Below are 11,747 nucleotides of genomic sequence, written 5' to 3'. Positions count from 1 at the left end.
GGCGGACGGTGCGGCTGCGCGGGGCGGTGGGCGGATCGCACGTCCACGGGGCGACACGCCCGCGTGCCACCGCACGAGTGGAACACCAGGGGTGTCACCGGCTGTCGTTGACACCCCTGGTGTTCCACTCGTCCCGTGCGGCCAGCAGGTGAACAGCCCACCGCGTCGCTGCCCCTCACTGGCGGGCGAGGCAGCCAGCGAAGGGGCAGTGCAGCCGAGAGACGGTGCGACGGGACCGCGGGCCAGCCCGGCCAGCGGGGACAGTCGGGAGGGTAGGACAGCCGAGGCGGTGTGGCGCGGGGCTCGCGCCGGAGACGGGGCTCAGGTGCGGGACGTGGCGGAGGTCTGGGCGTGGATGAGGAAGCGCAGCGACCGGGCGTCGGTGAAGCACTGCCGCATCGGCCGGACCAGGTCCCGGTGCTCCGGGCTGCGTTCCCACGCCTCGAAGTCGGCCAGGCTCGCCCACTCGCTGGTGATCAGCCACTGCTCCGGGTCGGCCGACGACCGGCAGACCTGGTCGACGAGGTGCCCCGCAACGCCCCCGGCCACCAGGTGCCGGACCTCCTCGTACGCGGCCAGGAACGCCTCCGTACGCTCCTGCGGTACCCGTACCAGGAACACCACCCGAGCCCGCTGCCCGTTCGCGTCGGCTGTCCGCTGCGCCCCGACCCGGGACCCGACGGGCGTCGTACCGGTGACCTGCTCGCTCACGGCGTCACTCCTCTCTGCGGCGCGGCCCCACGCAGGACCAGCGCGCTGTTGAAACCGTCGAAGCCGCGGGCGCAGACCAGCGCCAGGCGGCTGCGTGGTCGCCGGTGCTCCCGCAGGAAGTCCAGCTCACAGCCCTCGGCCACCTCGTCGGGCCCGGCGGAGGCCGGCAGCGTGTCGTGGCCGAACGCGAGCAGCGCGGTGGCCACGTCCAGTGCCGAGCCGCCCTGGTGTGCGCGGCCGGTCAGCGGCTTCTGGGTGCTGACCGGGGGCGGCCGGTCGCCGAAGACGGCGCGTAGCGCCACGGCCTCGCTGCGGTCGTAGCGGGGGACGCCGAGCGCGTCGGGCAGCACCACGTCGACCGTTTCCGCCCCGACGCCGGCACGGTCCAGGGCCAGCCGCATGGCGCGGGCGTACTGCCCGGGGTCGCCGGCGGTGTCCGGTCCGGTGTGGACGGCGTCGTGGGTGGCGCCCCAGCCGGTCACCTCGCCGTACACGCGGGCGCCCCGGGACAGCGCGTGGCCCAACTCCTCGACCACGAACACCGCGCCGCCCTCGGCGGGCAGGTAGCCGCTGGCGGCGGCGTCGAACGGCCGGTAGGCCCGCTCCGGGTCGGCCACGTCGCTGAGCAGGCCGGAACGCAGCTGGCAGGCCAGGGCGTACGGGCTCAGCGGGCACTCGGTCGCCCCGGCGATCACCACGGGCGTGCCCCGGCGGACGGCCCGCGCGGCGTGCGCCAGGCTGTCCAGCCCGCCAGCGCTCTCGGCGACCAGCACCCCGCACGGCCCCTTGAACTGGTGGTGGATGGAGAGCTGCCCGACGCTGGCCGCGTAGAACCAGGCGATCGACTGGTACGCCCCGACGGTGCGCGACGGCCCGCCCCAGAGCCGTTGCAGCTCCCGCTGCCCGAACAGGTTCCCGCCCGACGAACTGGCCAGCGTCACGGCATAGCCGTACGGGTCGGGGGCCCGCTCGGGCAGGCCGGCGTCGGCCAGTGCCAGCCCGGTGGCGGCGAAGCCGAGGTGCGTCCACCGGTCCGTCTGCACCAGCCGGCGGTTGTCGGCGTACGCGGCGGCGTCGAAGCCGGGCACCTCCCCGCCGTGGCGGGTGGGATAGCCGGCGGGATCGAAGAGGGTGATCGGCCCGGTGCGGCGGGTGCCGGCGAGCACGGTACGCCAGTGCGCGTCCACGCCGATCCCGCTGGGCGCGACGACGCCGATGCCGGTCACCACGGCCCGCGCGGTCACGGCAGCACCCGCCCGGGCAGCCGGCGGAACACCATCGCCGACTGGAAGCCGCCGAACCCGCTGCCCACCGAGAGCGCCACGTCGACCGGCAGCTCCCGCGCCTCGTTCGGGACGTAGTCCAGGTCGCACTCCGGGTCGCGGGTGCTCCAGTTGGCCGTCGGCGGCACCACGCCGTACTCCACGGCCAGCGCGCACGCGGCCATCTCGATCGAGCCGATCGCGCCGAGCGAGTGCCCGACCATCGACTTGATCGAGCTGATCGGCACCCGGTACGCGGCCTGACCCAGCGCCCGCTTGAACGCGGCCGTCTCGTGCCGGTCGTTCTGCCGGGTGCCCGAGCCGTGGGCGCTGATGTAGGAGACCTGTTCAGGGGCGATGCGGCCCTGCTTCAGCGCGGCCGAGATGGCGAGCCCCATCTCCAGCCCGTCGGGCCGCAGCCCCGTCATGTGGTAGCCGTTGCTGCGGCTGGCGTAGCCGGCCACCTCGCAGTAGACGTGCGCGCCGCGGCGCGCGGCGTGCCCGGCCTCCTCCAGCACCAGCACCGCCGCCCCCTCGGCGAGGACGAAGCCGTGCCGGTCGGCGTCGAACGGGCGGGAGGCGTGCGCCGGGTCGTCGTTGTCCGGGCTGGTCGCCTTGATCGCGTCGAACGAGGCGACGGTGACCGGGGAGATCGGCGAGTCGGCGGCCCCGGCCAGCACGACGTCGGCCTCGCCGTCGGCGATGAGCTGGTGGGCGTACCCGATCGCGTCGATGCCGGAGGTGCAACCGGTGGAGACCACCTGCGCCGGGCCGTGCAGCCCGTGCCGGCACGCCACGTCCGCGGCGAGGCTGCTGGGCACGAGCGCCTGATAGAGGTACGGGCCGCCGCGCCCGGCGTCGACCAGCCACCGGCGGCCGGTGTCGCTGACCGTGACGTACTCCTGCTCCAGGGCGGTGGTGCCGCCGACGGCGGTGCCGAGCACCACGCCGGTGCGGTCCCGCTCGGCGTCGGTGAGCTCCAGGCCGGCGTCGGCGAGGGCTTCGGCGGCGCAGGCGAGGGCGAACTGCACGTACCGGTCGGCGCGCCGCAGCTCTTCTGCGGTGAGGCCAGCGGCGACGGGGTCGAAGTCGCACTCGGCGGCGATCTGGGAGCGGAAGGCCGACGGGTCGAAAAAGGTGATCCGTCGGGTCGCCGTACGCCCCTCGGTGATGGTCTTCCAGAACCGGTCCCGGCTGGCGCCGCCGGGGGCGACCACCCCGACGCCGGTCACCACCGTACGGCGCCCGCTCACGGCGCCACCTCTGTTCGCGACTGCGGGGCTCGCAACCCCGGCTCACTCCTCACGCTCACGGCGCCACCTCTGTTCGCGACTGCGGGGCTCGCAACCCCGGCTCACTCCTCACGCTCACGATCCGCCTCGCTGTTCGACCAGCTCGGTGTCCACGTGACCGAGTTCGGGGCGGGGCGCCAGCGGTCCGAGGTGGAAGACCACCTCGGCCGGCTCGTCGCCGGTGTTGCGCAGCCGGTGCCGGACGTTGCGCGGCACGAACAGCGCCTCTCCGGCGGCCAGCGGCACCGGCTCGTCGTCCAGGTCGACGGTGATCGTGCCCCGGGCGACGTAGAGGAACTCCTCGCTGTACGGGTGGTAGTGCTCCGCGATCCGCTCCCCCGGGCGCAGCGTCGCCACCCCCATGAAACCCGACGTGCTGCCGACGGTCTTGGGGCCGAGCAGCACCCGCAGCTCGCCGCCGCGGCGGCCGTCGGGCGCGACGTCGGCGGCGGCGACCAGCCGCAGGGTCCGCTCACTCATTGCCGGCTCCCGTCGCCCGGTCGGCGCCGGCGAGCCGCTCGATCTTCTCCCTGATGACGGCGAGCTGCACCGCGCTGTTGGCGTTGATCCGGTCGGTCATGCCCGCGTCGTCCACCGGCGCGGTGGGCTTCATCGCGAAGTCCTGCACCCAGGTCATCCGGGTTCCGCCGGGCTCCTCTGTGTAGCGCCAGTGGATGCGCATGTACTCGAACGGCCCGGTCTCCACCCGCCGGGCGTCGACCTGCCGGGTGACCGGGTCGGCGGTACGTTCGCTGACCCAGCTCCACACCGTGCCGTTCTCGTCGGGGTGCATGGTGAGCCGGAACCGCACCGTGTCGCCGTCGCGGTGCAGGATGTCCGCGCGGGCGTACTCGGTGAACAGCTGCGGCCAGTTGGCGACGTCGTTGGTGACGTCCCACACCAGCGGCAGCGGTGCGGCGATGAACACGCTGTTCTCGGTGTGCCCGGGCTGGTCGGCCTGGCGGGCGACCAGCTCGGCGACGCCCGTGATGCTGAGCTGCCCGGCCTGTTCGGGGATCTGCACCTGCCACCGGTCGGCGACCACGGCGGAGAGTTCGAGCAGCGCCAGGGAGTCCATGCCGAGTTCCTCCAGGGAGGCGGCCGGGGCGCGGGCGGCGGCGTCGGCGTCCAGCCCGCAGTTGGCCACCAGGATGTCGGTGATCTCGGCGGTCAGCGGACGGCCATGGGTGACGGTCATCGGAGCCTCCTGTGGTGTGCGTCGGGCGGGCCGGCGAGCAACTGCTCGACCAGGCCGGTGGAGTAGCGGCCCTTGCGGAACCCGGCGTCGTCGAGCACCCGCCGGACGAACGGGATGGTGGTGCGGACCCCGGGGCCGGCGATGTCGAACTCGTCGAGGGCGCGCTCCAGCCGGTTGAGCGCGAGCTCCCGGTCCGGCGCCCAGACCGCCACCTTGGCCAGCAGGGAGTCGTAGTGCGGGCCGAACAGGTAGCCGGCGTGGCCGTGCGTGTCGACCCGGGTGAACGGGCCGCCGGGCGGGACGAAGCGCTCCAGCCGGCCGGGCGTCGGCGCGAAGCCACGGTCCGGGTCCTCCACGTTGACCCGGCACTCGATGGCCACCCCGTGGAACCGGACGTCCTCCTGCCGCAGGCGCAGCGGCACCCCCGCGGCGATGTGCAGCTGCTCGTGCACCAGGTCGATCCCGGTGATCATCTCGGTGACGGGATGCTCGACCTGGATCCGACAGTTGATCTCCAGGAAGTGGAACCGTTCGTCGGGGTCGACGAGGAACTCCACGGTGCCGGCGCCGGTGAAGCCGGCGTGCAGGGCACCGCGCAGGGCGCACTCCGCGATGGCCTCTCCGATGCCGGCCGACAGTGCCGGGGCGGGCGCCTCCTCGACCAGCTTCTGGTGGCGGCGCTGCACCGAACAGTCCCGGGTGCCCAGGTGCACGCCGTTGCCGTGGGAGTCGCACAACAGTTGCACCTCGACGTGCCGGGCACCGGTCAGGTACCGCTCCACGTACACCCGGTCGTCGCCGAAGGCGGCCTGGGCGGCGGCCCGGGTCCGCGCGTACGCCCGGGGCAGCTCGGCCGGGGTGGCGACCACCGTCATGCCCCGGCCCCCACCGCCGGCCGCCGCCTTGACGATCACCGGGTAGCCCACCTCGGCGGCCACCTCCGCCGCCGCGGCGGCGGTGGGCACCGGCGCGACGCTGCCCGGCGGCAGGGGCAGCCCGGCCCGGCGCATCAGCGCCCGCGCCGAGGACTTGTCGGCCAGCACGGCCATCACCTCCGGCGGCGGGCCGATGAAGACCAGGCCGTTGTCGGCGCAGATCTCCGCGAAGTCGGCGTCCTCCGAGAGGAACCCGTAGCCGGGGTGCACCGCCTGCGCCCCCACCTGCCGGGCCGCCTCCACGATCGCGGCGGCGTTGAGGTAGCTGCGCCGGCTGGCCGCCGGCCCGATCCGCACGGCCTGGTCGGCCAGGCGCACGGCGGCGGAGTCGGCGTCCGCGGTGGAGTAGACCACCGCCGTACGCACGCCCAGCTCGCGGCAGGCGCGCAGGACCCGCAGGGCGATCTCCCCCCGGTTGGCGATCAGGACCTTCTCGAACATCGCGTCCTGCCCCTCACGCCGGGTCCAGCGCGACCAGCGGCTGGTCGTACTCGACCGGCTGGCCGTCGGCGGCGAGGACCTCGACGACCCGGCCACCTCGGTCGGCGGTCACCTCGTTCATCAGCTTCATCGCCTCGACGATGCCGATGACCTGCCCGGGACGGACCAGGTCGCCGACGGCGACGAAGGGCGCGGCGCCCGGCTCCGGCGCGCGGTAGAACGTGCCGACGATGGGCGACCGCACGGCGTACCCCTCCGGCGGTGCGACGGTGGACGGGGGTGCCGGGCTCGCCACGGCGGGGTCGGCCCCGGCCGGGGCGGCGTGCCACTCCACCTCCAGCACCGTGTCGCCGCCGCGCAGCCTGATCCGCCGCAGCGGGCCGGGCAGCTCGGCCGCCAGGTGTCGGGCGTGCCGCCGCAGCCCGGCGAGCACTGTGTCCACCCGCTGCCCCACCTCCGCGCCCGAGGCCGCCTCCACGCCGGACGCCCGCGCGACGCCGGGCGACGGATGCGTGGCAGGTGCCGGCACCGGGCCGGCGGCCCGCTCGACGTCGGACGGCCGCGCCGCGTCGGACGACCGGCCCGCGTCGGGCGTGGGATGCGGGCCGGGCGTGGGGTACGCCTGCGGCGTCAGGTGGGCGTCGGGGGCCGTCCGGGTGCCGGGTGTCGGCACCGTGAAGACCGCCTCCAGGCCGGATGCCGGCGGCACGGCGGCCCGGATCGCGCCGGCGCTCACCGGGCACCCGCCCGGGCGCCGAGGCGGGCGGCGCCGAAACGCCGGAAGCGCTGCCGCCGGCGGCGGACCAGCGTCGCGGGCGGCACGTCGAGCAGCGGGAGCAGGTGCGCCAGCACCGCCTCGCGCAGCGCCCGGGCGGCGGCCTGCGGGTCGTGGTGGGCGGCCGGGGCCGGCTCGGGGACGAGGTCATCGACGATCCCGAGCCGGCACAGGTCGGGGGCGGTGAGCCGCAGCGCGCGGGCCGCCTGCGGCGCGGCGCCCCGGTCCGGCCAGAGGATCGCCGCGCAGCCCTCCGGGCTGATCACGGAGTAGACGGCGTGCTGGAGCATGAGCACCGAGTCAGCCACCGCGAGCGCCAGCGCACCACCGCTGCCGCCCTCGCCGGTGATCACGGCGACGACGGGGGTGGGCAGCACGGTCAGGGCGAGGATGGTCTCCGCGATGGCCGCCGCCTGGCCCTGTTCCTCGGCCCGCACGCCGGGATCCGCCCCGGGGGTGTCGACCAGGGTGACCACCGGCAGGCCGAGGCGGGCGGCGAGACGCATCAGCCGCAGCGCCTTGCGGTGCCCCGCCGGGCTGGCCATGCCGAAGTTGCGCCCGACCAGCTCGGCGGTGGTGTGCCCCTTCTGGTGGCCGATGACCATGACGGGCCGGCCGTCGAGCCGGGCCAGCCCGCCCACCACGGCGGGGCAGTCCGCGCCGAGCCGGTCGCCGTGCAGCTCGACGAAGCCGTCGAACGCCGTCTCCAGGTAGTCCAGCGTGGTCGGACGACCCGGGTGCCGGGCCAGCCGTACCGTCTCCCAGGCGTCGCCGCCCGGGCCCGGCGCCGTCGTCGCGGCGGCGCCGCCGGCCGGCCACGCCACGAGCGGCGACGGCTCCTGCCGGGGTACGCCGGGACGCGCCGCCGGCCGCCGCCCGGCCCGCGCGGCGGCGAGCAGCGCCACCAGCCGGCCCCGCAGGGCGTGCCGGGGCACCACCATGTCGACCTGGCCGTGCCGCAGCAGGAAGTCGGCGGTCTGGAAGCCCTCCGGCAGGTCCCGGCCGGTGACCTGCCGGATCACCCGGGGGCCGGCGAAGCCCATCCGCGCGCCGCTCTCGGCGAGCACCACGTCGGTGTTGGTGGCGAACGAGGCGGCCACGCCCCCGTACGTCGGGTCGGTGAGCACGCTGACGGTGAGCAGGCCGGCCTCCCGCAGCGCGGCGATCGCCTGGCTGACCGTGGCCATCTGCATCAGCGACAGGGCGCCCTCCTGCATCCGCGCCCCACCGGAGGCGGTGACGAGGATCAGCGGGACCCCGTCGGTCAGGGCCCGCTCCGCCGCCAGGGTGATCAGCTCCCCCACGACGCAGCCCAGGCTGCCGCCGAGGAACCGGAAGTCCATCACGGCGAGCACGCACGGCTGCCGCCCGACGGTGGCGGTGCCGCAGACGACCGCCTCGGCCAGCCCGGTGCCGGCCCGCGCCGCGGTGAGCCGGTGCGGGTACGGCAGCAGGTCGACGAAGCCGATCGGGTCGACCTCGGCCGGCCGCTCCGGCAGGGCGGTGAACGACCCCGGGTCGACGAGCTGGAGCAGCCGCTCGGGCGCGTCGACCCGGGCGTGCGCCCCGCACTCGGGGCAGACGTCGAGGTTGCGCCGCAGCCGCTTGCGGTAGAGCAGGGTGGCGCAGCCACCGCAGCGGGACCAGAGCTGCCCCTCGCGGGGCGCGGTGGCGGTCACGACGACCGCCCGACGGGCGCGGCGTCGAAGCGGTAGAAGCAGCGGGCCATCGCGTCGCGAGGCTCCCGCCACGTCGGCAGGTACGGCGACACGTACGGCTGCAACCGGGCGCTCACCCTGGCGAACTCGGGGTGTCCCCGGGCCGCCTCGACCGCTGTCCCGCCCGGCGACTCCGTCTCCAGCAGGTGCACGTACAGGTCACCGAGTCGGTAGAGCGACCGGTGCCGGACCCCGACCAGGCGCGGCAGTTCGGTCGCGTCGGAGTCGGCGAAGATCTCGGCGACGCGCGCCTCGGCGCTCGGCACCACCTTCGCGACGATCAGCGAACGGTCCATGGACGGGCCTCCCTCCACGGCATCGGGCGTCGGTGACGACGGCGCCTAGCCGGACGACTGGCGACACGATCCGGCCCCGGGCGTCACGACGGCGTCACCGGCGACCGCCGAGCGGCGACGCAGCTTTCGTGACGCTGCGTTGACGCCAGCTGTGCACCCGCTGTGCGGCACCGATCATCCGGTGTGGACTATCCGCAGTTCGGAAGGGTTCTCGTGGACGCCGACAGGCAAGCGCCATCCTGGACAAGACATTGACCGAGAGTGACCACTATTGATAATCTTCGTCACGGTCAGCCCGGCGGCCGCGGTGTGCGACGCCGTGCCGCGGCGGAGCGATCCGACAGTGGGGTCATGGGCAGCCGCGCCGGGGACAGCAGACGAGTCGGGACGAGCGTTCCGCAGGGGGTGCCGCCGTGGCCGCTGATCGATCGACGCCGACCACCGTTTGCCGGGCCGACGCCGAGATCTCCCTGCACCTGCTCGGCGGGTTCCGGCTGCTGCACGGCGACGCCCCGGTCGTGGTGCCGCGCGGCCTGCAACGCGTCATCGCGCTGATCGGGCTGCGCCCCGGCGCCACCCGCAGCAACCTGGCCGGCCTGCTCTGGCCGGACGCGCCCGAGGACCGTGCGCTGTCGTCCCTGCGGACCGCGCTGTGGCGGCTGCGCCAGGACCCCTGCTGCCCGATCACCACCTCCGGTGACACGGTCGCCCTCGCCCCGGCCGTCCGGATCGACGTCGACGCGCTCGTCGGCACGGCCGCGCGGGTACGCGACGGCGACGATCCCTGCGCCGCCGCCGCGCTCGCCGCCGGCCGCCACGACCTGCTCCCCGGCTGGTACGACGACTGGGTGCTGGCCGACCGGGAACGGCTGCGCCAACTGCGCCTGCACATGCTGGAGGAACTGGCCGGCCAGCACCTGTCGGCGGGCCGCCACGGGGCGGCACTGGAAGCCGCGTTGGAGGCGATGGCCGCCGAACCCCTGCGCGAGACGCCGCACCGGCTGGTGGTCCGCATCCACCTCGCCGAGGGCAACGCCTTCGAGGCCGTGCACGCCTTCTACGTCTACCGCGACCTGCTGCTGCGGGAACTGCGGCTGGAGCCCTCGGCGGCGATGACCGCCCTGCTCGACGAGACCCTCGCGCCGATCCGCGAGGCCACCCGTACCGCCCCGGCCGGGCCCCGCCGGCCGCCGGCCAACCGGATCGCGCCCCGCGCGCGCTGAGGCGGCGTCACCGGCGCGGCGGGGCGAGTGACGGACAGGTGACAGTCGCCGGGGCACGGTGGGCCGCACAACAGTCCGTGGTCTGCGACATGGTCGCGGAGCGCCACCGGCGAGAGGGGTCCCATGAGCCGTCTACTGATCGTCAGCAGGATCATCCCGGGCGCGGAGGGTCGGGTGGCGCAGATCTTCGCCGAGTCCGACGCGACCGAACTACCCGCCCTCACCGGGGTCCGTCACCGGTCCCTGTACTGCCTGCACGACCTGTGCGTACACCTGATGGAGACCGCCGACGTGGCCCCGGACGCCTTGGCCGAGGCCCGCAACCACCCGCTCTACCGCCAGGTCAACGAGCGGCTCTCCGCGCACACCACGCCGTACCTGCCGACCTGGCGCTCGCCGCGCGACGCGATCGCGGGCTGCTTCTACCGGTGGGACGCCGCGGACGCGGCGGCGTCGTCGCACCCGGCCGGCTGAACGGGGCGGTGGCCATGTCGTCCAGACCACCCCACGTCCTGATCATCGGGGCCGGCACGGGCGGGCTGTGCCTGGCGCACGGCCTGCGCCGTGCCGGCATCAGCGTCGCCGTCTACGAGCGGTACCGCACCCGCGGCGAAGGGCTGCTCGGCTACCGGGTCGGCATCGGGCCGACCGGCAGCCGCGCGCTGCGCGAGTGCCTGCCGCCCGCCCTGTTCGACATCTACCTCGCCACCTGCGCCCGCTCCCCCCGCTACTTCAACGTCATCACCCAGGGCATGCGGCGCACGGCCTCGTTCACGCTCCGGCCGGACACCGACCCGGTGAACACCGAACGGTCCGTCGCCCGGATGACCCTGCGCCAGGTCCTGCTCACGGGCATGGAGGACGTCGTCCACTTCGACAAGGCCTTCACCCGGTACGACCAACGCGACGACGGGACCGTGACCGCGCACTTCGCCGACGGCAGCACCGCCACCGGCGACCTGCTGGTCGCCGCGGACGGCACGCACTCGGCGGTACGCCGCCAGTACCTGCCGCACGCGGTCACCCGCGACGCCGGCACCATCAACATCGCCACCCGCATCCCCCTGACCCCGCACACCCGGGGGCTGCTGCCCGAGCGGATCGAACAGGGCATCTCGCTGATCTTCGGCACCGGCGGGATGATGGGCGTGCTGCACGTGATGGAGTTCAAGTGGGACCGCGACGGCGCGCTCAAGCCCGGCGTCGATCCCGCCGACGCCGAGCTGCTGCGCGGCTGGCCGGGGCTGCGCCACGACAACACCCGCGACAACATCAACCTGGTCGTCTGGAGCACGGCCCGCCGCTTCCCGAGCGACGTCATGCAGCTGCGCGGCGAGGACCTGGTCCTGCTCGCCCTGCGACTCACCCGAAACTGGCACCCCCATCTGCGCGAACTGCTCGCCCGCAGCGACCCGGGCAGCGCCCTGCCCATCAGGGTGTCCACCAGCGAGCCGGTGCCGCCCTGGAAGAGCAGCACCGTCACCCTGCTCGGCGATGCCATCCACACGATGACGCCGGGACGCGGGGTGGGCGCCAACACGGCCCTGCGCGACGCCGCCCTGCTCTGCCGCCAGCTGCGGCTGGCCGCCACCGGAGACAAGACGCTGCTCCAGGCGGTGGCCGACTACGAGGCCGCGATGGTGCCGTACGGGTTCGCCCGGGTCGCCGACTCGCTCAACCGCAGCGGCACCAGCGGGGACGACCGGATGTACAAGCCGGTCGTGGGCCGGCTCGCGCTGCTCGGCGCGCGTGGCTACTTCGGCGTCACCAGCCGGGTACCCCGGCTGGCGCGGCGGTTCGTCGACGACTTCTACAGCTACCGGGGCGAGGAGGACTGACCGTCCGACCGGGACCCCGGCGCCGCCAGCGGGCGCCGGGGTCCCGGTCGGACGGTCA

General features: G+C 74.9%; 12 protein-coding genes. 3 read left to right on the top strand and 9 right to left on the bottom strand.

Features of this window, described 5'->3' with window-relative positions:
• Positions 1-321: 321 nt before the first annotated feature.
• The 9 genes from F6X68_RS24340 to F6X68_RS24300 all read right to left on the bottom strand — a co-directional run bounded on the left by F6X68_RS24340 (position 322) and on the right by F6X68_RS24300 (position 8,628).
• Complete coding sequence (locus F6X68_RS24340) at positions 322-624, bottom strand: antibiotic biosynthesis monooxygenase (protein ID WP_151456463.1); 303 nt, start codon at positions 622-624, stop codon at positions 322-324.
• 83 nt (positions 625-707) lie between these two features.
• Positions 708-1,955 carry a beta-ketoacyl synthase N-terminal-like domain-containing protein gene (locus F6X68_RS24335; RefSeq protein WP_151456461.1) on the bottom strand — a complete coding sequence of 416 codons (1,248 nt, stop codon included), beginning with the start codon at positions 1,953-1,955 and terminating at the stop codon, positions 708-710.
• On the bottom strand, positions 1,952-3,226 hold the full coding sequence (locus tag F6X68_RS24330) for a beta-ketoacyl synthase (RefSeq protein ID WP_151456460.1): 1,275 nt from the start codon (positions 3,224-3,226) through the stop codon (positions 1,952-1,954). Before F6X68_RS24330 ends, F6X68_RS24335 begins: the two co-directional genes overlap by 4 nt.
• Before the next feature lie 114 nt (positions 3,227-3,340).
• Positions 3,341-3,745, bottom strand: a complete 405-nt coding sequence (locus tag F6X68_RS24325; RefSeq protein WP_151456459.1) for a cupin domain-containing protein — start codon at positions 3,743-3,745, stop codon at positions 3,341-3,343.
• Positions 3,738-4,463: an SRPBCC family protein gene (locus F6X68_RS24320; RefSeq protein WP_151456458.1), complete on the bottom strand. Its 726-nt coding sequence runs from the start codon at positions 4,461-4,463 to the stop codon at positions 3,738-3,740. The genes F6X68_RS24325 and F6X68_RS24320 overlap by 8 nt, the downstream gene beginning before the upstream one ends.
• The gene (locus F6X68_RS24315; RefSeq protein WP_151456457.1) at positions 4,460-5,839 is read right to left on the bottom strand and encodes an acetyl/propionyl/methylcrotonyl-CoA carboxylase subunit alpha; all 1,380 of its coding nucleotides are present in this window, start codon (positions 5,837-5,839) and stop codon (positions 4,460-4,462) included. The genes F6X68_RS24320 and F6X68_RS24315 overlap by 4 nt, the downstream gene beginning before the upstream one ends.
• A 13-nt stretch (positions 5,840-5,852) precedes the next feature.
• Positions 5,853-6,368 carry an acetyl-CoA carboxylase biotin carboxyl carrier protein gene (gene accB / locus F6X68_RS24310; protein ID WP_151456462.1) on the bottom strand — a complete coding sequence of 172 codons (516 nt, stop codon included), beginning with the start codon at positions 6,366-6,368 and terminating at the stop codon, positions 5,853-5,855.
• A gap of 203 nt (positions 6,369-6,571) precedes the next feature.
• The gene (locus F6X68_RS24305; RefSeq protein WP_151456456.1) at positions 6,572-8,293 is read right to left on the bottom strand and encodes an acetyl-CoA carboxylase carboxyltransferase subunit alpha; all 1,722 of its coding nucleotides are present in this window, start codon (positions 8,291-8,293) and stop codon (positions 6,572-6,574) included.
• Positions 8,290-8,628 carry a TcmI family type II polyketide cyclase gene (locus F6X68_RS24300; protein ID WP_151456455.1) on the bottom strand — a complete coding sequence of 113 codons (339 nt, stop codon included), beginning with the start codon at positions 8,626-8,628 and terminating at the stop codon, positions 8,290-8,292. The genes F6X68_RS24305 and F6X68_RS24300 overlap by 4 nt, the downstream gene beginning before the upstream one ends.
• A 413-nt stretch (positions 8,629-9,041) precedes the next feature.
• Between F6X68_RS24300 and F6X68_RS24295 the strand changes: the two genes are divergently transcribed.
• The 3 genes from F6X68_RS24295 to F6X68_RS24285 all read left to right on the top strand — a co-directional run bounded on the left by F6X68_RS24295 (position 9,042) and on the right by F6X68_RS24285 (position 11,689).
• Positions 9,042-9,851, top strand: coding sequence for a BTAD domain-containing putative transcriptional regulator (locus F6X68_RS24295; RefSeq protein ID WP_151456454.1), 810 nt, complete (start codon positions 9,042-9,044; stop codon positions 9,849-9,851).
• 123 nt (positions 9,852-9,974) lie between these two features.
• A complete protein-coding gene (locus F6X68_RS24290; RefSeq protein ID WP_151456453.1) occupies positions 9,975-10,325 on the top strand; it encodes a TcmI family type II polyketide cyclase in 351 nt (116 codons plus the stop codon).
• A 14-nt stretch (positions 10,326-10,339) separates the two neighbouring features.
• Positions 10,340-11,689 (top strand): NAD(P)/FAD-dependent oxidoreductase, encoded by a 1,350-nt coding sequence (locus F6X68_RS24285; RefSeq protein WP_151456452.1) that lies wholly within the window; start codon positions 10,340-10,342, stop codon positions 11,687-11,689.
• The last annotated feature ends 58 nt before the right edge of the window (positions 11,690-11,747 follow it).

This window comes from Micromonospora sp. AMSO12t (genome assembly GCF_008806585.1).
Taxonomy (GTDB): Bacteria; Actinomycetota; Actinomycetes; order Mycobacteriales; family Micromonosporaceae; genus Micromonospora; species Micromonospora reichwaldensis.
The sequence above is the reverse complement of the archived record's forward strand: the minus strand, read 5'-3'. Positions and strand labels throughout refer to the sequence as shown.